This is a genomic window from Dactylosporangium siamense (assembly GCF_016862795.1).
Classification (GTDB): Bacteria; Actinomycetota; Actinomycetes; order Mycobacteriales; family Micromonosporaceae; genus Dactylosporangium; species Dactylosporangium siamense.
This window is the reverse complement of record NZ_BONQ01000132.1, coordinates 30,301-53,016: the sequence shown is the minus strand read 5'-3', so window position 1 is coordinate 53,016 and position 22,716 is coordinate 30,301. Positions and strand designations below refer to the sequence as shown.

The 22,716-nt window shown below is 71.4% G+C and carries 19 protein-coding genes and 1 tRNA gene; 15 read left to right on the top strand and 5 right to left on the bottom strand.

Annotated features, from left to right (window positions below; genetic code table 11):
• Positions 1–57: 57 nt before the first annotated feature.
• Complete coding sequence (locus Dsi01nite_RS42965) at positions 58–630, top strand: hypothetical protein (RefSeq protein WP_203852193.1); 573 nt, start codon at positions 58–60, stop codon at positions 628–630.
• Here the strand turns inward: Dsi01nite_RS42965 and Dsi01nite_RS42960 are convergent.
• On the bottom strand, positions 627–2,438 hold the full coding sequence (locus Dsi01nite_RS42960) for a metallophosphoesterase (protein ID WP_373318933.1): 1,812 nt from the start codon (positions 2,436–2,438) through the stop codon (positions 627–629). The genes Dsi01nite_RS42965 and Dsi01nite_RS42960 overlap by 4 nt on opposite strands.
• A 71-nt stretch (positions 2,439–2,509) precedes the next feature.
• Here Dsi01nite_RS42960 and Dsi01nite_RS42955 point away from each other — a divergent pair.
• Positions 2,510–2,582: transfer RNA gene (locus Dsi01nite_RS42955), tRNA-Thr, on the top strand.
• 182 nt (positions 2,583–2,764) lie between these two features.
• Here the strand turns inward: Dsi01nite_RS42955 and Dsi01nite_RS42950 are convergent.
• From Dsi01nite_RS42950 to Dsi01nite_RS42935, 4 genes are read right to left on the bottom strand one after another with little or no spacing between them, the layout of a single operon-like run.
• Entirely contained in the window at positions 2,765–3,985 is a 1,221-nt protein-coding gene (locus Dsi01nite_RS42950; RefSeq protein ID WP_203852192.1) for an ABC transporter permease, read from the bottom strand.
• Entirely contained in the window at positions 3,982–4,635 is a 654-nt protein-coding gene (locus tag Dsi01nite_RS42945) for an ABC transporter ATP-binding protein (protein WP_203852191.1), read from the bottom strand. Before Dsi01nite_RS42945 ends, Dsi01nite_RS42950 begins: the two co-directional genes overlap by 4 nt.
• Complete coding sequence (locus tag Dsi01nite_RS42940; protein ID WP_203852190.1) at positions 4,632–5,678, bottom strand: peptidoglycan-binding protein; 1,047 nt, start codon at positions 5,676–5,678, stop codon at positions 4,632–4,634. Before Dsi01nite_RS42940 ends, Dsi01nite_RS42945 begins: the two co-directional genes overlap by 4 nt.
• A complete protein-coding gene (locus Dsi01nite_RS42935; RefSeq protein ID WP_203852189.1) occupies positions 5,675–6,163 on the bottom strand; it encodes a hypothetical protein in 489 nt (162 codons plus the stop codon). Before Dsi01nite_RS42935 ends, Dsi01nite_RS42940 begins: the two co-directional genes overlap by 4 nt.
• Positions 6,164–6,249: 86 nt before the next feature.
• On the opposite strand from Dsi01nite_RS42935, the gene Dsi01nite_RS42930 reads away from it, so the two are divergent.
• The 13 genes from Dsi01nite_RS42930 (at position 6,250) to Dsi01nite_RS42870 (ending at position 22,712) form a co-directional block, all read left to right on the top strand.
• A complete protein-coding gene (locus Dsi01nite_RS42930; protein ID WP_203852188.1) occupies positions 6,250–6,900 on the top strand; it encodes a response regulator transcription factor in 651 nt (216 codons plus the stop codon).
• The gene (locus Dsi01nite_RS42925) at positions 6,897–8,135 is read left to right on the top strand and encodes a HAMP domain-containing sensor histidine kinase (RefSeq protein WP_203852187.1); all 1,239 of its coding nucleotides are present in this window, start codon (positions 6,897–6,899) and stop codon (positions 8,133–8,135) included. The genes Dsi01nite_RS42930 and Dsi01nite_RS42925 overlap by 4 nt, the downstream gene beginning before the upstream one ends.
• A 358-nt stretch (positions 8,136–8,493) precedes the next feature.
• Entirely contained in the window at positions 8,494–9,084 is a 591-nt protein-coding gene (locus Dsi01nite_RS42920; RefSeq protein ID WP_203852186.1) for a hypothetical protein, read from the top strand.
• On the top strand, positions 9,081–9,839 hold the full coding sequence (locus Dsi01nite_RS42915; protein ID WP_203852185.1) for a vWA domain-containing protein: 759 nt from the start codon (positions 9,081–9,083) through the stop codon (positions 9,837–9,839). The genes Dsi01nite_RS42920 and Dsi01nite_RS42915 overlap by 4 nt, the downstream gene beginning before the upstream one ends.
• A 1-nt stretch (position 9,840) precedes the next feature.
• Positions 9,841–10,632 carry a protein phosphatase 2C domain-containing protein gene (locus Dsi01nite_RS42910; protein ID WP_203852184.1) on the top strand — a complete coding sequence of 264 codons (792 nt, stop codon included), beginning with the start codon at positions 9,841–9,843 and terminating at the stop codon, positions 10,630–10,632.
• Positions 10,629–11,774 (top strand): hypothetical protein, encoded by a 1,146-nt coding sequence (locus tag Dsi01nite_RS42905; protein WP_203852183.1) that lies wholly within the window; start codon positions 10,629–10,631, stop codon positions 11,772–11,774. Before Dsi01nite_RS42910 ends, Dsi01nite_RS42905 begins: the two co-directional genes overlap by 4 nt.
• Positions 11,771–12,415, top strand: a complete 645-nt coding sequence (locus tag Dsi01nite_RS42900) for a 4Fe-4S single cluster domain-containing protein (RefSeq protein WP_203852182.1) — start codon at positions 11,771–11,773, stop codon at positions 12,413–12,415. Before Dsi01nite_RS42905 ends, Dsi01nite_RS42900 begins: the two co-directional genes overlap by 4 nt.
• Entirely contained in the window at positions 12,412–13,665 is a 1,254-nt protein-coding gene (locus Dsi01nite_RS42895; protein WP_203852181.1) for a hypothetical protein, read from the top strand. Before Dsi01nite_RS42900 ends, Dsi01nite_RS42895 begins: the two co-directional genes overlap by 4 nt.
• A complete protein-coding gene (locus Dsi01nite_RS42890; RefSeq protein ID WP_203852180.1) occupies positions 13,662–15,719 on the top strand; it encodes an AAA family ATPase in 2,058 nt (685 codons plus the stop codon). Before Dsi01nite_RS42895 ends, Dsi01nite_RS42890 begins: the two co-directional genes overlap by 4 nt.
• Entirely contained in the window at positions 15,716–17,287 is a 1,572-nt protein-coding gene (locus Dsi01nite_RS42885; RefSeq protein WP_203852179.1) for a hypothetical protein, read from the top strand. The genes Dsi01nite_RS42890 and Dsi01nite_RS42885 overlap by 4 nt, the downstream gene beginning before the upstream one ends.
• Before the next feature lie 24 nt (positions 17,288–17,311).
• Positions 17,312–18,646: a hypothetical protein gene (locus Dsi01nite_RS42880; protein ID WP_203852178.1), complete on the top strand. Its 1,335-nt coding sequence runs from the start codon at positions 17,312–17,314 to the stop codon at positions 18,644–18,646.
• A gap of 11 nt (positions 18,647–18,657) precedes the next feature.
• Positions 18,658–21,222, top strand: coding sequence for a hypothetical protein (locus Dsi01nite_RS42875; protein WP_203852177.1), 2,565 nt, complete (start codon positions 18,658–18,660; stop codon positions 21,220–21,222).
• Positions 21,219–22,712 carry a vWA domain-containing protein gene (locus Dsi01nite_RS42870; protein WP_203852176.1) on the top strand — a complete coding sequence of 498 codons (1,494 nt, stop codon included), beginning with the start codon at positions 21,219–21,221 and terminating at the stop codon, positions 22,710–22,712. The genes Dsi01nite_RS42875 and Dsi01nite_RS42870 overlap by 4 nt, the downstream gene beginning before the upstream one ends.
• Positions 22,713–22,716: the final 4 nt, after the last annotated feature.

Sequence of the window (22,716 nt, the reverse complement as noted above, 5' to 3'; positions counted from 1 at the left end):
GCTGCCGCGTCAGCGCCGCGTCAGGGGCACGGCAGCACCGCGCGCGACCGTGGACGCATGGGATTCCAACTCGACAGCGTGCTGCTCGACACCGTGCTGACGTGCCGGCGTCGCGGCCTCTACTGGGAGCTTCGCCTCGGCCCGGGCACGGTGCTGCTGGAGGACAGCCGGGGCATGGCATACCTGGCCGAGCTCATCGCCAACCCCGGCTACGAGATCCCGGCCGCCGACCTCGCCGCCGGGCCCGTGCGCGCCGTGAACCCACCGGCGACCGCCCAGCCGGTGCTCGACGACGTGGCCCGCGACGCGTACCGGCGACGACTGACCGAACTGGACGCCGCCATCGAGGAGAGCGACGCGCGCAACGACCTGGCCCGCGCCGAGCGGGCCAGGGAGGAACGCGCCTGGCTCATCGAAGAGCTCACGGCCGCGGCCGGGCTGGCCGGCCGGCCGCGCCGCTTCGCCGACGAGGCGGAGCGCGCCCGGATCTCCGTCGGCAAGGCGATCCGGCGCGCGCTCACCCGCGTCGCCGCCGCCGACGAGGTCATCGGCGGCCACCTGCGCCACACCGTGCGCACCGGCCTGCGCTGCACCTACCTGCCGGCCGTCTCGCGGGGCCGGCGGCTCTAGCGGATCTCGACCGGAGGCTCCATGAGGCGCAGTTTCAGCGGCTTGCGGGGCGCGAACCAGGAGCCCGCCGGCTGCGCCTGCCAGCGGCGGGCGGTGCGGTCCACGCCGATCGGGTAGATCGTCAGGGTGCCGTCGGCGCCGAACCGCAGTCGCAGGAAGCCCTTGTAGCCGGTGATGCCCTGACCGGCGAACAGCTCGTTGAGGTTGACCCCGAACTTCGAGGCGATCAGCAGGTACAGCGCGAACAGCTCACCGGCGGCGACGCACGACAGCGGGAAGTACAGCACGATCGCGATCAGCAGCGGCAACGGCCAGGCCTGGTCGACGAACGGCAGGTTCAGCCAGGCCCAGGTGCCGAGCACGGCGATGCCGACGAACGCGGCGCCGTGCCCGAGGCCGAGGATCCAGTGCCTGGGTCTGCGTTTCCCGGCGACGCCCGGCATGGCGAGGAAGTACGCGCTGAGCACGTCGATCAGCACCATCATGATCGCGGGAATGGTGACCAGGCGCTGCTCGGTGCCGGAGATGACGCGGTCGGCGGCGTTGACGAAGGCGAGCATCGTCAGGGTCTGCAGCACGCCGAGCAGCCCGAGGAACATGGGGTTTCGCCACGGCACCCGCCAGAAGACCCCCAGCGAGAGCCCGCGCGACCGGGCCCTGCTCGGGTAGGCCGCCTTGAAGTCGAACCACTGCGACGGGCTGGCGTTGCGCACCAGCGAACGCCGGGGCGGCACCTCGAGCCGCTGCGGCAGCTCGTGTGTCGGGTACAGGTACGCGCCGCCGCCACCGCACGTGATCAGCTGCCGGTCGGCCCCCTCGTACCGGGCGTAGTGGTGCAGGTCGCCCGACAACATCAGCTTCACGTCGGCACCCGTCGGCGTGATCACGGTCCGCACGAAGTAGTCGAGGCTGTCATACGCCTTGCGGTCCTCCTGCGCCTCCACCCAGCTCGGCGACGGCGGGCAGATGATGACCTTGTCGCCGGGGCCGAGCCGCGCCGCGACCCGGTTGAAGTACCGCAGCTGCGGATCGTCGATGTACGCGCCCGCCTGCACGTCCGTGCCCAGGATCCACCACCGGTTGGGCAGCTGGATCGCGAAGTAGGACCGCGACTGGCGGGTCTGCCAGCCGCCGATCTTGCCCTCGCCGCCACGGACGAACAGCCGCAGGAACGCGGTCAGCCCGTCATACCAGTCATGGTTGCCGGGCACCGCGTACATCCGCGGCCGCGGCTCGTCCTCGGGCGGGTCGGGGAACGCGGCGCGGAACGGACCCTTGAACCGGTCCTCGTACTGCTGCCCGCTCGCCGTCGGATAGACCTGGTCCCCGCCGAGCACGAGCACCTCGCCACGCGGCAGCTCGTGCCCCTCGACGCTCAGCGAGCGCTGCGCCAGCAGGTACGCGATGGAGTACGTGGCGTTGAACCCGTCGCCCGTGTCGGCGCAGTAGTCGACCCACAGCTCCCCGTCGGGGATCTCGACGATCTCGTCCTCCGCGGCACCCAGCTCACCCGTGAAGCCCGGCGCCTCCCGCATGATCCGGTCCGGCATCGAGTCCTGCAGCTCCCGCTTGTCCAGGTAGGCCCCGAACAGGTCGGCCAGCACGACCCGCACCGCGGTCCCGCTCAGCAGCACCGGACTCAACCACGGCACGGCCCGCCGCGGGGTGAACCCCATCTGGTCGGGATCCAGCGCGTTCGGCCGGTCGCCGACCTGGATGACCGGCCCGTCCGCCTCGGGCATCGGCAGGAGTGGCTCGCCGGGCTGGGCGGTGAGCTCGCCGGGGGCGGCCGGCAGATCGTCGGGGATCACGCGCCGGACGTTACTCGGCAAACCCCTCGCGCGCGCCCCCGAGGCGTGCCGTACACTTGGTCATCGTTGCCGCCTTAGCTCAGTCGGCAGAGCGATTCACTCGTAATGAATAGGTCAACGGTTCGATTCCGTTAGGCGGCTCGGCAACGCGGACGCCCCCCACCACTGGTGGGGGGCGTCTTCCGTCCCGGGTCCAGCCGGCTGGCGGCGTCCGATGATCTTGGCGCTCCGTCATGGCCGGCTCCTGCCGTCAACCACACGGATGCCGCTTCCGGATGCTCGGGGGCGAGGCTTCCTGCCGGTTGTCGTTCGGCGCAACACCATCATGGCGTGGCGAGCGCCTCGGTCGGCGACAGGCGGGCGGCCCGCCAGGCCGGGTACACGCCGGCGCACGTGCCGATGATGAGCGTCGCGACGATGCCTCCGCCGCTGGCCCACGCCGGGACGACCGCCGGCCAGTCGTTGGCCGTCGCGAACCCGACGGTGACGAGGACGCCGAGCAGGGCACCGCCGACCCCGCCGAGCGCGGACAGCAGCAGCGACTCGGCGAGAAATTGGACGCGGACCTGCCCGCGGGTGGCGCCGAGGGAGCGGCGCAGCCCGATTTCCGCCCGGCGTTCGAGCACTGAGATGATCATCGTGTTGGCGACGCCGATCCCGCCGACGAGCAGCGACACTCCCCCGAGCCCGATGAGCAGCGCGCGCAGGGCCGCATCGGTGGTCGCCCGCGCCAGCAGGACGTCCGAGGGCCGGGACACCTTCACCTCGTCGGGGTGCCGCGGATCGGCGGTCGCGGCCAGGATCTTCGACACCGCGGCCACCGCGTCGTCGCGAGTGCGGGTGTACACGGTCGTGGCGGAACCGTCGAAGTGCAGGTCGGAGGTGGCCAGCGGCCAGCCTACGAGCGCTGCCGTGTCGAGCTCCGGCGCGAGCGGGACCGGACCGAGCAGGCCGATCACGGTGAACCACCGGTTGGCGAGCCAGACCTGAACGTCGGGGCCGGCCGCACCGATCCCGAGGCGGCCGGCGGCCCGCGACCCGAGCACCACCGCCGGATACCGGGCGGTGGCCTCGTTGAGCCAGGTGCCGCTCATCACGTCGGCACCGACGGTGCCGAGCAGGTCGGTTCGCGCGGCCAGCACCGAGATGCTGCCGGTCAGGGCCGCCGGAACGCGGTCGCTGCGGTAGACGTGCGCGTCGCGCACCGTTCCGGTCGTCGACACCGACGTGACGGCGTCGATCCGGCCGATCATCGCGCTCGCGTCGGGTGGCAGGTTGACCGCCTCACCCAACACCGTCTCGCCCGGGCTGACCCGCAGCAGGTTGGTGCCGAACCTGTCGAGCTGCCGGTTGATGTTCTCGCTGCTGGAGGCGGCGAGACCGACCACGGAGAGCATCGCCGCGATGCCGATCGCGATGCCCAGCGCGGACAGGAACGCCCGCATCGGGCGGGTGCGCAGACCGGCGGAGCCGACTCGCAGCACGTCGGCGGCGCGGAGCCGGTCCGGCGTCGTCAGCCGCTCGATGCTGTGCGCGGCCTTCATGACACCACCCGCCCGTCACGCATCTCGATCCGCCGGCTCAGGCTCGCCGCAACGTCCCGGTCGTGTGTGATCACCACGACCGTGGTCCCGCCGCTGTGCAGGTCGCGCAGCAGCTGCAGCACCCCGGCCCCCGACTCGGAGTCGAGGTTGCCGGTCGGCTCGTCGGCGAGCAGCAGCCGCGGATCGCCGACCACGGCCCGGGCGATCGCCACCCGCTGCCGCTCGCCGCCGGACAGCTCGTGTGGGCGGTGGGTCATGCGGTGATCCATCCCCACCTGCTCCAGTGCCGCGGCGGCCCGCCGTCGCCGCGCACGCAGCGGGACGCCGCTGTAGAGCAGCCCGTCGGCCACGTTGTCCAGCACCGGGACCCCGGCCGCGAGGTGGAACTGCTGGAAGACGAACCCGATGACGTGCGCTCGCAACGCCGAGAGCTGCTGGTCGGTCAGGCTGCCCAGCTCCAGGCCGGCGATCGACACCGAGCCACTGGTCGGCCGGTCCAGCGCGCCGATCATGTGCAGCATCGTGGACTTCCCCGAGCCGGACGGGCCGACGATGGCGACGAGCTCACCGTCGTCGATCGTCAGGGACACCGCACGCAGCGCCTCCACGCCGCCGGAGTAGGTCTTGCGGACCCGGTCGAGGGTGATCAAGACGGGATCCCGACCGACGTGCCGACGTCGATGCCCTCGCCGGCGATCTGCACCCTGCCGTCGCCGAACATGCCGAGCTGCACCGGGACGTTCCGCCTGGTGCCGCCGGACACGACCTCGACGCCGTAGCCGCCGCCGGGAAGCGCCAACAGCGCGGCGACCGGCACCGTCAGCACGTCCTTGACCGACGCCGAGACCAGCGCCACAGTGACCGGCGCCTGATCGAGGGTGCCGAGCCTCGTCTGGTCACCGACCGTGACCGTCACGGGGATCGTGGCCGGTCTGCCCGGGTCCCCGGGGGTCGCCACGGTCCCGATCGTCTCGACCGCACCCTTGACGACCTGCGCGTCGGGCAGCGTGATGGTCGCGCTGAGGCTCGGCTTGACCAGGTGCTGCAGGCCCACGTCGAGTGCGACGGTCACGATCCGGGTGGTGCCGGTGTAGGCCAGCAACGGGCCGTTCGCCGGGTCGCCGAGGTGCGCGGAGAGCGAGGCGACACGGATGGCGGCCGGCGCGAGGACCACGCCGGCCGGGTCGAAGACACCCGTCTGTGCCAGGCCGTTGTCCTTCTGCCACCTGCGCACCGCGGTCGCGGTCGCCGAGGAGTACCGCGTGTCGACGGTGATGCCGGTGTACCCGAGGGCGGCGAGGTTCTCCTCGACGAGCTGGACGTCCGGCCCGGAACTGCCGGACCGCAGCACCCGGTACGGCGGCAGGCTGCCGTAGAACAGCGGCACCGGGCGGTTGTCGCTCTTGTAGACGGCCTGGCCGCGGTTGATCCTCGTGCCCAGCTCCGGCAGCCAGGTGATCCTGCCCGAGCCGCCCGCGGTGACCATCACCGATGCGCCGTACGACAAGGTGCCAGCCACCTGCTGGGTCTGTGTCAACGTGGTCCGCGTGACCGGCGTGGTGGCGGGGGGCAGGCCGGTGCCGGAGGCTCCACCGGGACTCCTGCCCCCGATGCCGAACGCGGCCGCGGCCGCGACACCGCCGACCACCACGAACGCGCCGGTCACGACCGCGGCGCGGGTGGTCCGGTTCATCCCCGCTCCTTCGGCAGCTTGTCCCTGCACGCCTCCGCGGCCGCCTGATAGCCCGGGTCGGCGCGGAGCCGGTCACGGTTGGCGCCGGCCAGCCGGCCGCCGATCTGGCTCCGGCCGGTGTTGGGATCGGGGTCGCTCATCTCGATGCCGTGGTCCCGCATGCACCTGGCATATCGGCCCTGCGCATCGAGCTCCTCGGCGCTCATTCCCCCGGGCGCCCCGCCGGCCGGCAGATGGTGCCGGCAGGCGTCCATCGCGGCGTCCCAGGCGGCGTCCGGTCCACCGCTGGGTGGGGTGACGGCGTAGGTGTCGCTGCCCCCGTCCGGGTCAGGCACGTTCTGGCCGTGCCCACGCATGCACTGAGCGAACCTGACCATGGCATTGGGGTCGTCGGTCCCGCTCGAGCCGTCGCCCGGGTTCTTGGCGCAGGCACCCGCCGCGACGAGCGCGAACAGCAGGACCGGGAGGAGGACCATCCGTCTCATGCCGTGAGGTCTACGCCGCCGGCGGTTGCAACAGTGCAAGTGCGGATGTTGCACCGATGTAGCACCCGAGGGAGCACAATCCGACCATGCGCGTGTTGGTCGTCGAGGACCGTCGGACCCTCGCGGATCGCATCGCCGAAGGACTGCGCGACGCGGGCATGGCCGTGGACGTCGCCAACGACGGCGCGGCGGCGTTGGCCGCGGCCGAATACCACCAGTTCGATGTGATCGTGCTCGACCGTGATCTGCCGGTCGTGCACGGCGACCAGGTGTGCCGGACGCTGGCCGGGGTCGAGGGCGGAGCCCGGATCCTGATGCTCACCGCGGCCACCACGGTCGACGATCGGGTCGACGGTCTGGAGCTCGGTGCCGACGACTATCTCGGCAAGCCGTTCGCCTTCCGCGAGCTGATCGCCCGCGTCCGGACGCTCGGGCGCCGAGCGCCGTCCACGCCGCCGCTCATGCGACACGGCGACCTCACCGTGGACCGGGCCCGTCACCGCGCCAGCCGCGGCGATCACACGCTGTCGCTGACCCGCAAGGAGTTCGGTGTGCTGGAGCTGCTGCTCGCGGCGAACGGGGCCGTCGTCAGCGCTGAGGAGCTGCTGGAGCACGTATGGGACGTCAACACCGACCCGTTCAGCAGGATCATCACGGTGACGATGACCCGGCTGCGCCGCAAGCTCGGCCCGCCGCCGCTGATCGACACCGTCGTGGGTAAGGGCTACCGGATATGAGCGGACCACGCCTGACCATCCGCGGTCGCATCACCCTGCTGTGCACCGGGCTCTTCGTGATCTGCGGTGCCGCCCTCGTCATGATCACTTATGCGCTCGTGGCCACCCTGCTCCCGGTCGTGGACTCGTCCTCGATCTCGCCGCAGCAGCGGGCGTATCTGGCCGGCTGCGGCCACGACCTGCAGCGCGACGACATCGATGCCGAGCGCCGCAACGGCTGCCTGTCGGCCGTCAAGAAGCTGACCGACCCGGCGTTCGACGGGAGCACCGACCCGGCATTCGATGTGGGCGTCAATCTCGGCGCGCGGCGCCAGCGCGACCAGACGCTGACCCACCTGCTCGGGTATTCCCTCACCACGCTCGCCGTGGTCGCCGCCCTGGCCGCCGCCGGCGGCTGGATGATCGCCCGACGGGTGCTGCGCCCCGTTCGCATGCTCACCGTGGCCGCCCGGACGGCGTCGGAGCGCGACCTGTCCGCGCGTGTCTTCCTGCACGGACCCCGCGACGAGCTCCACGAGATGGCCGACACCTTCAACGAGATGCTGGCCCGGCTCACCACCGCGTTCGACAGCCAGCGCCGCTTCATCGCCAACGCCAGCCACGAGCTGCGCGGCCCGATGACCGACATGCGCACCACCGTCGATGTGGTCCTGGGCAAGCCGGCGCCCGCCCCGGACGATCTCATCCAGATGGGCCGCGACATCCGCGCGGCGGTCGACCAGGCCGACGCGCTGATCAACGCCCTGATGACCCTGACCCGCAACGAATACGGACTCACCGTCCGCGAGCCGGTCGATCTGGCCGCGGTCGCCGAGGAGGTGCTCGACTCCGTCGACCTCGGCGACCTGCGACAACACGATTCCCTGCAGCCGGCCGCGACCACCGGCGACCCCTTGCTGCTGGAACGCCTCATCATCAACCTCGTCGACAACGCCGTGCGCTACAACACCCCCGTCGGCACCATCCGGGTCACGACGTCCATAGTGGACGGCAACGCCACGCTGACGGTCGCCAACACCGGACCGGTCATCGCCCCCGACGCCGTCGACGGGCTGCTCCAACCGTTCCGGCGGCTCCACGACCGATCCGGCAGCGACGGGTTCGGGCTCGGTCTGGCCATCGTCGCGTCCATCTGTGCCGTCCATGGCGGCACGGTCATCGCCCAGCCCCGGCCTGAGGGCGGACTCAAGGTGACGGTCTCACTGCCAGCGGCATCCGCGCCCGATCCGACCTGAAGGGCATCGGCACCGCGTCGTCAACACTCTGGTCGGCGTCAATGTCCGGTCGATTCCGAACGGGGTGATGACCGGGAATTGTCGCGCGTCGGTCCGACCGGTCGGCCGGCTCGACTGAACGGTTGACGCATTCCGGCTGTGCCGCCGGTGCGCCAAATGTTGAAACCGCGATTTCTCGCGATCTCGGCACGAGCCGCACGTTTCCGGGTGGCAGCCGGTCGTTGTGGCCGGTATCCGAAATTCTGGACACGCGGGACTTGCGATTCTGGCTGGTCGGACTAATCCGATCGCGCCGCACTGGTGCGGCCATGGCCGTTCAGCCGAGTGCCTGTCCCCGAAAATCACAAGGCAGCTGAACGTGCGGGTCATTACGCTCGCCAACGTCGATCGGCATCATTCTTTTGCAGGTGGAGGAGGTGCATGCAGGCCGCGCGAATGGCTGCTGGACTTCGCCGGAGATCGCCGCTCAGGGGGAACGGCCATGCCTTCGTCGCAGGATCGACAACAGCTGCCCCGGCCGCTGACATCGCCGTTTTGGCTGCTGGTGGCGGCTTCCGCGCCGGTGGCCGCGGCGTTCGGCGTGGGTCTGCTCCGCGCCGGCGCGACGGCGTTCAATGTGCCGCTGGCGGGGGCGGCCGCGGCGCTGTGTGTTGCGGCGACCGGGCTGTTGGTGCTGATACGCCGTCCCGCCGGCAGGAGAAGTGAAGACGATTTCATATTCGACGGGGTGCTGCCGGCGGTGGGTGCTCGGGTCCGGGTGCGTACGCATTTCACCGAGGCCGGTGGCTATGTCGAACACGGTGCATGCGTCTTTTGGGCGGCTGCCCAGGATGCGCTCGTTGTGGATCTGACACCAGGGACGGAATGCGCGGTGATGCAGGTGGACGGATCCGGACTCGTGGTCAGGCCGCACGTCTCCGGCGTGTCGATGGACGGTGTGTTGTCATGAATTCGCCGTTACCGGGAGTGCAGGCCGCGAAGACCAGATTGTTGATCACACTCGTGGTCGACACGTCGTCGTCCATGGCGCACCAGGACGCTATCGGTGACCTCAACCGGGCGCTGCGCCAGTGGCGGGAAGAGCTGCAGGCCGACAGCAACCTGCGCCGAATCGGTGAGCTCGCGCTCGTGACGTTCGGCGCCGGTGGGGTCACGGTCGTCGACCCGTCCGGGCACGGTCGTGAACCGCTCGCTTCGCCGTTCGTGCCGGTCAACGAGTTCAACCCGCCGCCGCTGCGTGCCTCGGGCTACTCACCGATGGTCGCGGCGGTGCAGCGGGCGCTGCAGGTGGTGGAGCAGCGCCGGGAGGCGTTGCGGCAGTCGGGCATCCAGATGGCGTACCGCCCGATCGTCTATCTGCTCACCGACGGCGCGCCCACCGACGAGGCCGGCAAGCGCAGTGACCGGTGGCGTGACCTGGAGCCGCTGCTGCGCAAGGAGGAAGACGACCACCGGTTGCTGTTCTACGCGTTCGGGGTGCGTGGCGCGGACATGAACGTCCTGCGCGAGCTCGCCCCCAAGGGCGCCTTCGACGTGCAGGGCGACAACTTCACCACCGTGCTGGCCGCGGTGCGGCGCAGCATCCAGCGGATCATGACCGTCGGCCGTTCGACCGATCCGGGCACCGTCCACGACCAGGTCCGGTCGGACATCGACGAGATGCAACAGATGCGCGAGTGGCTGTCCATCCAGAAGGCGCCCTGACGTGACCGCCGAGCCCTTCCCGCCGGGTTGGCGGATCGTGCCGGCGTCCGTCGCGGGCCCCGATCACCTCGCGACGGGCGCGGAGAACCAGGACGCGCTCGCCTATCGCCGGCTCGGCGACGGTTTCGTCCTGGCGGTGGCAGACGGAGCCGGCTCCAGCTCGCGCGCGTCGACCGGCTCCCGCCTGGCCGTCGAGAGTGCCTGCGACGTGGCCGCCGACCTCTTCACCGTCGCCCCGGCCGGCAGCGAGGTGTGGATGGCGACCGCCGCGCGGTACGTCGCTTCCCTGTTGCGCCTGTTCGACCAGCGCATCGACGGTCTGGCCGGCGGGTTCGCCGTCCGTGCCGACTACGCCACGACGATCACCTGCGTCGTCGCGCATCCGCCGGACTACCTGTTCGCCAGTCTCGGCGACGGATTCGGTGTGATCGTCCGCGACCGGGGCGGCGCGCACCTGGTGATGCGACCGGACGACGCCGGGCCCGACGACGGCGCGGCGGTGTTCCTCACCTCCGCCGCGCGCCGGGAGGCGGTGCAGGTCTGCCTGGTGCACGACCCGGCGGTGGGCGGGGTGGCGCTGTGCACCGACGGGTTGATCGAGGCGCTGCTGGCCGCGGACCTCGCGCCGGGCGGCGGGCGGCGGTTGCTGGCACCGGCCGAGTTCGAGCGGTACTTCACGGCGTTCGGGGCCGATCGGCACGACGCCGGCATCCTCAGCGACCAACTGCAGTCGGAGGAGTTCGCCGCCACGTCCCGCGACGACAAGACGATGCTGTTGGCGGTGCGCACGTGATGCTGTACCTGAGCCCGACCGAGTCCGTGTCGCTCGCCGACGCCGAGACCATCGGCTCGGGCGCACAGGGCATCGTGATCGGCCGGCCGGGCGACCGGCAGTACTGCATCAAGCGGTTCCGCCGGGTCTCGCCGGAGCAGGACCGGCGGGTGGACGGCCTGCTGCGGCTGTCACCCGTTGACTGGCGCGGCACCACCGACTATCACGTCGCCTGGCCGAAGTGGCCGCTCACCGATCAGACCGGCCGGATCCGGGCGGTGGGACTGCGCCGGATCGACGGCGTGTCGCTGCACGCCCTGTTCGACCCGGCCCAGCGTGGCGTGGCGTTCGACCGGCCGACCTGGGCGCTGAACCTGAGGGTGGCGCTGAGCATCGCGCGCCTCTTCGTCGACCTGCACCGGATCAACGTCGTGGTCGGCGATGTCAGCGCCAGCAATCTTCTGGTCGAGCGCAGCGGCAGGGTCGTGCTCATCGACTGCGACAGCGTGCAGTTCACCGATCCGCTGACCGGGGAATGGTTCGCGGCCGATCACCTCACCCCTGAATACGCCCCGCCGGAGTCGCTGCGCGCATGGGCGGGGGGACCGCTGGACGTGCTCCCCGCCGCGCACGACCGGTTCGGCCTGGCCGCCCTGGTCTGCCAGCTGCTCATGGAAGGCGACCACCCGTTCGAGGGTGTGCCGGCCGACGCGGGGGACGACGGCGTCGAGGGCAACATCCGGGCCGGCCGGTGCCGGCTGTTCAGCCCGGAGCGGTTCGTGCCGATCGCCGGTGCGCTCACCGAGCTGCTGCTGCCACCGGTGATCCGGACGTTGGCCCGCCGGGCATTCATCGACGGACATGGCGACCCCGGCCGGCGCCCGACGGCGGCCGAGTGGGCGGCGGGCCTGTCCGAGGCGTACGGCAGCCTGATGGGCTGCCGGTTCAACCGCAGTCACCTGTACCACGACGGCTTCGTCGTCTGCGTGTGGTGCCATCGGCGCGACTCCGGCCTCGGTGATCACTACCCGGGCGGCGCCGGCGCGGAGGAGACCGGCGAACCGGTCAGCGTGGCCGAGCCCGCCGAGTCGGCTGAGCCGGCCGCGCGGGTCATGCCCAGGAACCTGACGACACCGCAGGTCAAGCGCTGGAGGACGGTGTGAGCGGGTTCCTGCGGGTCGCCGAGACGCACGCCGCCTGCGACGTCCTCGGCCCGGGCACGCGGTTCGTCGTCTGGGTGCAGGGCTGCGGGATCGGCTGCCGGGACTGTGTCAGTCCACAGTGGATCCCGTTCCGGGGCGGCCAGGAGGTCGCGGTGCGGCAGCTGGCCGGGCGGATCGCCGACTCGGACGCCGCCGGGCTCACCCTCAGCGGCGGCGAACCGTTCGCCCAGGCCGGTCCGCTCGCCGATCTGGTCGAGGAGGTTCGCGGACGCCGCGACCTGTCGGTGATGAGCTACACCGGCTACACGATCGAACACCTGCGGGCGCACGGCACCTCCGAGCAGCACCGCCTGCTGGCGCTGCTGGACATCCTCGTGGACGGTCCCTACCTGGTCGCGCGGCAGGCCGACCTGCTCTGGCGGGGCTCGGCGAACCAGCGCCTCCACCTGCTCACCGAACGGCACGCCGAGGTGCGCGAGCAGGCCGACCGCAGCGCCGGTCTGCAGTTCGAGGTCGGCACCGACGCCACGGTGCGCTGGCTGGGCGTGCCGCCCGTCGCGGGTCTGAGAGGGCGGCTCGAACACCACCTCGGTCTGGTTCCGGTCCAGGCCGCCAACCGTCCGGAGGAACTCAGCCCATGAGCGGTTCACCCAAGTACAGCGAGATCCGCCGCAACGAGCTCCGGCGGCAGCAGGCCGAGCGGGAACGCGCCGAGCGGGAGCAACGGCGGCGCCAGGAAGAGGAGCGGCGCAGGGCGATGGCCCTGGTGCGGGCGAAGGAGCAGGCCCGTGCCCGGCTGGCCGAGCTGACCGGGCGGGTCCGCGAACTGCACGTCGAGGCCGTGCAGTTCGGCGACACCGAGCCGGTGGACGAGCTGATCGCCGATCTCGGCCGGGTCGCCTCGGGGGTCGACCAGGCCGGCACCAGCGCGGAGCTGGGCCGCACGGCGGAAGGCATCGACCGGGGGGAGCGGGCGCTGGCCGGCATGCGGTTCCTGCTCGTGCGCCGGCGCCAGCAGCGGGTGGCGGACCGCATCGCCGCGGTCGCCGCACTCGTCGCCGAGGTGCCGCAGGACGTGCGCGTCCACTACGACCGGGACGGGCATGACGAGATCGCTCAGCTGCTCGAGCGCGCCAGCCGGATGACCGGGAGCGACACGGACGCCGCGATCGCCCGGGCCGACGCGGCGGCCGACGCGGCCCGGGAGCATCTCGACCGCGTGCTGCAGCGCCGCGGCGCCTACGAGGCCCGGCAGGCCCAGGCCGCCGCCCTGGTGGCTGCGGCGCACGACCGGCTCGCGGTGCTGGAAGCGGAGGCCGCACAGTTGCGGATCCCGCTCACCGGTGGGGGACCGGCCGTCGCGGCGGTCGACGCGCTCGACCGGGTCCTGCGCGACGGTGACCTCGACCGTGTCGTCGCCTCGAACGAGGAGGCCCAGGCCCGGCTCGCCGCCGCGGAGCGGGAGCTCGACGCGCTCACCGACCGGGTGATCGAGCGGCGGGAGGTGCTGCGCTCCATCGTCGCGGCCCTGCCGGACACCGGACTGCAGGTCGACCGGGACAGCTTCCGGGAGCAGACGGACGGCTCGCTGGAGCTGCGCGCCTACAGCCCGGCCGGGCAGGCCTTCGCGGTCATGGTGCGGGACAACGCCGAGCACCGGACCGAGGTGCTCTACACCACCGAGGCGATGAGCGGGGAGGTCGTCAGTGGTGCGCCCGGCCGATCCTGCGCGCCGCTGCTGGACATCATCGACCGGCTGAGCGACGAGGTGCGCCGGGACGGCTTCGAACCCGGCGCGGTGCGGTGGGACGACGACGACCCGGACCGGCGTCCGCCCGGTTCGGCGGCGACCGTCGCCCAGCAACCCAACATCGCCCGGGGGGCCTCGTGACCGACGACTCCCTGCGGGCCGCCCGCTGGCTGGTGCGGGCCAACCACGAGCTGCAGCGCCGGCGGCATCTCGTGGTGCACGGCAACATCGACGACCTGGTCCGCTGGAACCACAACTACCTGCCGCTCGTCGAGGTGCTGCCGCGCCTGCTCGGCATCTCCGGATACCGGGTGATCGGCCGGTACAGCATCGTCGACGGGCTGACCTACGGTGACGACCGCACCCGGGCGGACGCGGAGCGCGCCATCGCCGCCGGCGGCGCCGCGGAGAGCGGGCCGGCGCCCGACCGTCATGACGCGCCGGCCGCGCCGGCCGGTGGGCCGGGCCAGCAGGGCTGGAACCCGTTCGCGTCGGCGGGGCCGGCGGCCGGTCCCCAGCCCGCCGCCGACAGCCGCAGCGGCCGGGTCCAGCAGGCCGACCGGGACCTGCGCCAGGCGATGAACAACACCCGGCCGGTCAACCCGCGCAGCACCCCGGACGCCCTCAGCGTGATCCGCACGCTGCTGTCGCAGGCACACACCCCGAGTGCGGTCATCATCGACTCGGCCGACCTGATCGTGGGGGCGAGCGGGCAGCTCGACGAGAACCATCGGGTCAACGTCGCCCATCTGCGGCGCATCATCGAGGAGGCGGCCGAGGTCCCCGGCAAGCTCGCCGAGCCCACGCTGCGCAACGTGATGGTGCTGATCGCCCGCGACCTCAACGACCTGCCGTCCTGGCTCACCGAGCACCCCGCCGTGTCGGCGGTGCTGGCCGACCGGCCCGGCCCCCTGGAGCGGGCGGACCTGCTGCTCCGGCAGATCGGCCGGTTCCACAGCGCCGACCTGTTGACCCCGGAGGCGCAGCGCCGGGCGGTCGACACGCTCGCCAACCTGACCGACGGCATGACGGTGCGCGACCTGCAGTCGCTCGAGGTCACCTCGCAGCTGAGCGGCATCGGTCCGAGCGCGCCGCGGCGCCTGGTCGCCCGGCACCGCTTCGGCGTCCGCGACGACCCTTGGGAGCAGCTGGACCTGGACAAGGTCCGCCAGGCCGAGCAGGTGCTCAACAGCCGGGTGATGGGGCAGCCGGCGGCGATCCAGGCGGTTGCCGACGCGCTGGTCAACGCGCGCGTCGGGGTCGACTTCGTGGCCGGCGACGCCGAGAGCAGCAGCCGGCCCAAGGGCGTGTTCTTCTTCGTCGGGCCGACCGGCGTCGGCAAGACGGAGCTGGCCAAGGCGCTGGCGGAGCTGGTGTTCGAGGACGAGTCGGCGCTGCGCCGCTTCGACATGAGCGAGTTCAGCCAGGAGCACGCGAGCGAGCGGCTCACCGGCGCCCCACCCGGTTTCGTCGGCCATGAGCAGGGCGGCGTGCTGACCAACTGGGTGCACGAGCGGCCGTTCAGCGTGATCCTGTTCGACGAGATCGAGAAGGCGCACCCGAAGATCTTCGACAAGTTCTTGCAGATCATCGACGACGGCCGGCTGACCGACGGGCACGGGCGGACCGCCTACTTCTCCCACTCGATCGTCATCTTCACCTCCAACCAGGGCGCGGCCACGCTGCACCGCGCGCACCCCGGTGGCGTCCCGCCCTACCCGTTCGTCCAGGAGCACTTCTCCGGCGCGGTCACCGAGTTCTTCACCGACCAGCTGGGCCGGCCGGAGCTGCTGGGCCGGCTCGGCAGCGGCGTGGTGGTCTTCGACATCCTGCGGGAGCACGTCATCCGCAGCATCACCGACAAGTTCCTGCGGCAGATCATCGCCTCCGCGGCGGCCCGCGGTTACGAGCTCATCTTCGACCAGGCGGCGATCGACCGCGCGATCGTCGAGCGTGTCATGCACACCGGCGCGTCGCTGGGCGCCCGCCCGATCCGCGATCCGCTGCTCGAGCAGTGGATCCGCGTCCCGCTCAACCGGTGGATCCTCGCCAACAACCCGCCCCCCGGGACGCGGATCTTCATCCATCGCACGGCGTCCTCGCCGCCGTTCGGCGTCCAGGTCTACCCGGGGTCCGGCTTCACCCTGCCGGCGCCCAGCCCGGCGCCGGTCGGCTACGGCGGTGACCGCGAATGACGACACCGGACCTGACCGTCGACCCGAACACCGTGCGGGAGCGTTCCGCGGTCGAGCTCGCCGACGAGATCGCCGTCTACGAGAGCCTGGAGGCCTTCGGCGTCGACGAGTTCGACGCGTACGGGCAGGCCGAGACGGCGCTGGAGAACATGCTGCTGGCCGAGTCGCAGGCACGGTCGATCAACTGCGAGCACGAGGCCGCCAACGAGCTGATCGACCGGGTCATCGAGCTGAACCGGACGATGATCCGGCTCGCCGAGCGGGAGCGCGGCCGCGGCGCCGACCCCGGCCAGGTCGACCAGCTGACGTTGTGGCGGGACGGGGCCGACGGCCTGATCAAGCTGCTGGAGGGCGTGAAGCTCACCAACGAGGCCGAGGAGGCCCGCCTCGCCGGCAATCTCGACGCGGCGATCGAGCTGATCGAGGAGTCCGTCGACCACTACGCCGACCTGGACGCCAGCGGTTCGCCGCTGGCGTGGCTCGGCGAGTTGCGGGCCAGGATCGCGGCCGCCACCATCGCGCTCTACCGGTCGTTGCAGGAGACCCGGATCGGCAACTACCGCGGCGCGCGCGACCAGCTCGACGCGGTGCGGGTCGTGTACGAGGAGCTGCTGGCGGACGTCCAGGAGGTCGAGGACGTCGACCAGCAGGGCCAGGCGATCCTCGCCGAGATGATCCGTGCGCTGAACGCGACGCTCGTCGACGTCATGACCATCGACGCGGTCAACAACATGCTGATGTCGGCGCAGGCCGGCCGCTTCGTCGAGACGATCGAGCAGGGCACCGCGGCGGCGCAGGCCTACGAGACCTCGATCCTGGCGGCCAGGAGCAGCGGCCCGAACCGCAACATGATCGCGATCCGCCAGATGGAGATGGAGTACGTCCAGGGCTGGGTCAACCTCGCCACCGCCGAGATCGCGATGGACCACGCGGACTGGGACGACGCGCAGAAGGCCATCCTCACCGCGCGCCGGCACTGGGAGAGCATGGCCCGCCTCGGCCTGCGCAACCTGCACGTCGGGGTGATGGCCCAGCGGCCCGACATCGCCAGCCAGGAGCTGCTGCTGCAGGCCGCCCTGCGCCGGCTCGACCGCGACCGCCGCTTCCGCACCGAGATCAACGGACTGCGGGAGTCCTTGCACCGCACCCACCTGAGCAACATCAACGTCATCACCAGCGCGAACGCCGATGCCACGATCCAGGGAGACGCCATGTCGGGCGACACAAACACTTTCAACGGCCCGGTGAACGTCGCCGGTGCTCTCGGCAGCGGCAACACGGTCGGTCCCGTGCAGCAGGTCCAGCACCAGCACGCCGACACCACCGAGCTGCGCCGCCTGGCCGACCAGCTGAACGATCTGATCGAGGTGCTCGGTGCCGGCCCGCGCAACGCACATGAGCGGGAGTCGATCGAACGGGTCCGCCAGGCCGGTGAGGCCGCCCGCCGTGGTGATGACGCCGGCATGCGTGGCCACCTGGCCAGCGCCGGCCGATGGGTCCTCGAGGTGGCCGAACGCATCGGCGTCGACCTGGCCGCCGCCGCACTGCGCCAAAGCCTGGGCGTCTGACCGAACCGACGAGGAGTCATCGCCATGACCGTCCCACCGAACGACCCGTACGCCGACGACCCCACGCCCAGCTCGCCCTCACCCGCGCCCGGCCGGGGCAACCCGTTCACCATGGCCGCACCCACCGAGGCCACGACGCCCTCGAACCCGTTCGCGCTGCCGCCACCCGGCAACGGCAACGGATACGGCCAGCCGGCACCGTCCGCCGGCACCGCCGTCTACGGATCCGGGGCCCGGACCACGTCTCCGCCGGTGGTGCCGCAACAACCACCGGCCCGCGACACCCAGCCGCCGTCCTCGTACCAGATCACGATCCCGTCGGTCCCGGCCGACCCGCCGCCGGGCCTGCCCACCCGGCCCATGTCCGAGCCCGCGCCGCTGCCCATCCCCGGGCGGGGCGCCGCCCGCGAGGACAGCACGGTCCGCATCGGGATGTGGGGGTCGGGCCGGTCCGGCAAGAGCACCTACCTGGCCTCCTTACCCCTGGCCGCGATGCAGGGCCGGCACGGCACCTGGCTGGTGGCCGGCACCGACGAGGAGGCGGCCCGCTACCTCAACGAGAGCGTGCACCGGCTCGCGATCGAGCGCGGGTTTCCGCGGGCGAACCGGGTCATCGAACCCATCAGCTGGTCGTTTCACGGCACCCCGCCACCGTCCGGGTTCGGCTCGTTCCTGCGCAGGTCGGGTCTGGCCGGGCGCCGCAACGCCAACAGCGCCGTCGAGTTCACGCTGGAGCTGTTCGATCCGCCGGGCTCGTTCTACGCCACCGGTCGCGTCGACGAGACGGCCCTCGATCACCTGGCCAACGCCAACGGCCTCATCTACCTGATGGACCCCGTCATCGACGCCGCGGTCGGCGAGGTCAGTTTCCAGTACTTCTACGGCGCGCTGCAGATGCTGACCTCCCGCCTGGCGAGCACCGGCCAGCTCGTCAACGGCAAGCTGCCGCACAGCGTCGCGGTCTGCATCACCAAGTTCGACGACCCGACGTTCTTCCGCCACCTGGTCGGCTCGACCGGCCTGGTCACTCAGGACCCGGACGGGCACCGCCTGCCCCGGGTTCCGCAGGAGCGCGCCCGCGAGTTCTTCGACTGGGTGTGCGCGCGGGTCCTGGGTGGCGGCGCCGGGATGGTCCAGGAGGCGCTCCGCGCGTACTTCCACGAGGACAAGATCGAATACTTCGCCACGTCGTCCATCGGGTTCCGGCTCAACCAGAACCAGATCTTCGACTTCCGGGACTTCACCAACGTCGCGGAGCGCCCGGACGGGATGGTCATGATCCGTGATCGGCCCCGCCCGATCAACGTGTTGGAACCACTGATCTTCCTTGAGCGGCGCATCCGCGCCGACCGTCGATAGCGGGAGGGCGAATGTTCGGCCGCACGCAACGGGCGCTGGAGTCGTCAACCCCTCAGCGCGAGACGCCCGCGCACTGGGCGCTGTTCAGCAAGGTGCCGGACCAGAAGCTGGACTACAGCATGCTGGCCGCGAGCCTGGACGAGGGCACCGCGGAGGCGTACATCCGTGCGCTGCTGGCCGGCCACACCGACCGGAAGCCCGATGACCGGCCCGACTCGCTGCCGTGGTTCGGGTTCATCGGCGGCCTCGGCGGGCAGCCGGCGCCGGCGCTCACCGCCGTCGAGTGGAGCGACTTCCGGGACGGCACGAAACAGCCGATCACCCCGACCCGGCTGCTGGTCACGGACTGGGAGCGGACCGCGGTCGAGGGCGTGACCTACCAGGCGCTCGCGGCGTCCTACGTCGACCTGGGGTGGGTCGACATCACCGGCGGCCCGCCCCGGGCGGCCGACGGATCGCTGTCGCTGGCGATCCCGCCGGTGGATCCGGGCGATCTGGTGGCACTGGTGCGGCGGTACACGCCGGAGTGGACCGGATCGGTGGCCGCCCTGCTGCTGGAAGGGCAGCGCGTCGTGTTCACCGCATCCGGTGGGAACTATCCCGACCTGGTGGAGCGGGTCCGGATCTTCGACGCGGTCGCCGCGATGCTGCCCTACGCCTGCCGGGCGAACCTGAGCGCGTCCACGTGGGCCAGCCATCGCGTGGCCCACAAGGTGTCCATGACCTTCGCCGAGCGGGCGGCCGAGGGCCAGGTCGAGGTCCCCGTCGACCACCGGGTCCCGCCCGTCCCGCAGACCATGGACGGGCTGGCGTACGTCCGGCTCGTCGCGAGCCTCAAGAGCAAGGGGCGCTCCGCCGACCAGATCGTCCGCCATCTCTGGGGCGTGTCGGATCCGCGCCTCGTGCGCACCCCGACGGACATCCTCGCCTGCCTGGAGCGGATGGACCTGCCCGCGGCCGTGCAGCGCGACATCATTCGCCGCATCGAGTGCCTGCCCGGCGTCGAAGAGGTGCTGAACACGTTCGGCTGGGGCGGCCTGGAGTCCGACGACATGCGGCGGGTCTACGTCACCTACCTGTGCGAGACCGCCGTCTCGGGACGGGCCGGCTCCGTCCACGCCCGGAAGATCCTCGGCAACCACTGGGCCGAGCTGGTGGACCAATGGCTCGTCGACCGGTCGTACGACCTGCTGCGGCAGGGCGTGGTGAACGGGCAGGACCAGCTCTTCGAGCTTGCTGCCGTCGGGGGCCAGGGCAACGCCCAGCACCTTCTGCGCAGGATCGCGGATGCGGTGACCGCCGTGGCGTCCGACTCGATCATCGCGGCGTTCACGCAGTTGCTGACCGCCGCTCCGGGCCGGATCGATGCCGGCGATCCGGAGATCCACCGCCTGTTCCTGGATCGCTCGCGGGCCGGCGCGTGGCTCGTCATCCAGTTGTCCTCCGCGGGTTCTGACCGCCTCTCGCCGGTGATGCGGATCTGGCGCGGTCAGCTCGGCGACCGCCCGCACTGGGCGCGGCCGATCGTGGCGGCCGCGCTCGGCAGCCAGGGCAATGTCACGCGAGAGGACGGGGACGAGCTGCATCGGCTCTGGCCCCGTGGACTCGGGACCGTGCTCCGCATCGCGTCGCGGGCCAAGACGCTGGCAGTGGTGTTCGAGAGTGTGTGGCCGGCTTCGGTGACGCGTGCGGTCGAAGTCGTCGTCGCTCAGGACGAGCAGCGCACGGCCGAGCTCCGGAACAGGTTCATGGACATCGGGGCGAGCTGGGGGAAGATCGACGACGCGAATGCCGCCCGGCTGGACCTCATCCTGCTCATCCTCGGTGGGCAGATGCCCGGACTGGTGCAGTTGAACGGTCTGACGCGCCCGTACCTGCAGGCGCTGGGCGCAGGTTGGCGCTTCGGCGCCGTCGAGGCCGTGCACGAACGGTTACGGATGGCGTTCATGACCATTTGCGTGCCGGACCCGACCCGGGTGCCGCCGGCGACCGACCTGCAACTGCTGGTCCATCTCACCAACGCGGTGCAGGATGAGCGGCTCCGCGAACTGGCCGGGCCATATGTCAGCAGCTTCCTGGCCATGAAGCCGGACGGACTGCAGGATCTCGACTCCTCCTGGACCGGCCACCTCCGAGGGTTTCAGGAGCATCGCAAGCTGGCGAAGTTGTCCCGGGAGATCGCCCCGCCCCGTGAGATCGCGGGAGCCATCGGTGAGCTGCTCTCGGTGCAGCCCGTCCACCTGGGGACCCCGCTGGAGGCACTCATGCCGTGGCTGTCGCAGGGCCGGGAGCAGCATGCGATGCACCTCCTCATCTACCTGCAGCGCAACCCTCACGATGAGGCCAGCAGGAGGTTCGCCCTGCTGCTGATCGACATCATCAAGACCGGCGCCTACTACCGCGGGCTCTCCCAATCGGTCTTCCTCCGCGAGTTGGAGCACTACACCTCGGCCGTCTCCTCCCTCAACAAGTACGCGAGGAAGGGAGACGGCGTCATAGCGAGGATCTTGAGCAGGTTCAGCGGTGCTTCGGACATCCAGCAGATCGTGGCCATTCACTCGGAGGTGCGTCGATGAGCGCGCGACGGTTCGCAGGTTCTCGGGGCTGGGGCGCCGCCGTCGGCGCGCTGGTGGTGGCGTTGGCCGTGCTGGTGGGTGCGCCGGCGGCGGCGGCGCCGGACCGGGGGCAGATCCTGGCGGCGTTGCGGGTCGACCAGGTGCCCGCGGACTACGTCGTGCTGGTGGACATATCGGCTTCGATGAGCGGGCTGTATCCGGGGGTTCGCGACACGCTGTACACCTTCCTGAAGGGCATGACCGCGGCCGATCACGTCGCCATCGTCACCTTTGACGCCGCGGCCGTGGACCGGTACGTCGGGCCCGGCGGGGATCCGGACCGCATGATGCGGGACCTGCCCGCGACCGCGGGTGGCGGCGGCACGGACATCGGCGCCGCCATCCAGCGGGCCATCGAGGAACTGGAGCGGCCCGGCTTCGCGCCGGTGGCTTCGGTGGTGCTGATGACCGACGGCCAGCAGTACGCGCCGGCCGGGTCGGTGTATCCGCCCGATCCCGAGGCTCCGGCCTGGAAGGCGCTCGCCGAGCGGGCCGCGAAGCTGAAGGCCAAGTCGGTCAAGGGATACGCGTTGCCGTTGACCGACGGCGCGACCGGGGCGGCGTTCCTGGGCAAGGTCATCAAGTCGACCGACACCCTCAATCCCCGGTCCATCGTGGACATCGGCGAATACCTCGACCGGAGCAAGACGACGACCCGGCTGGAGAAGGCGGCGCTCGCCCTCGCGGCCGACAAGGGCAAGGGGGTGACCGCGCGGTGGGAGGTCCCGGCAAAGGCCGACCTCGGCGGCGGGGACCTGCCGGTGAAGCTCACCCTGACGTCCGGGGCGACGAAGGTGCCGCTCACCGTGAGCGCGTTGACGGTCGACGCGACCGGGGGCCCGGCGCTCGCCGGTGCGCTGCCACCCGAGCTGAACCTTGATCCCGGCCAGAGCGTGAGCTTCGACCTGCGGCTGTCGTGGAAGCCCGGGGCGGGGCTGGTGCCGTTCCACGCGACGCGGACCGCGGACGTGCAACTGTCGGTGCGGGGCGCGGTCTCGTCGCAGTGGACCCAACCGCTGGCACCCGAGATCGCGCTGGAGGTGCCGGCCGCGATCGGTGAGCCCATGACCCCGGTCGGGGTCGAGGCCCAGGTCGGCACCTGGTACGCCCAGGGCTCGATCGTGGCGCTGGCGGCCCTGATGATCCTCGTGACCGCCGTCATGATCCGGCGGCGGCGTCCACTGCAGTCCGGCACCCTCCTCGTCGTCGAGCCGATCACCGGCCGGGAGCAGGGGCGGTTCGCGCTGCGCGGCCGCCGGACCAGACTGGCCGGGCAGGACATGCAGGGCGAGGCCCAGGTGGTGGCGCAGCGGGTGCGCCGCGACACGATGAACGTCGACGGCCTGGAGTACGTCATCCGCTACCGCAGGGCCGGGCACGAGAACGAGAGCACCCTGCCGTCCCGGGGGACCGTCCTCATCAACGGCGTGAACTTCGAGCACATCCCATAGCCGG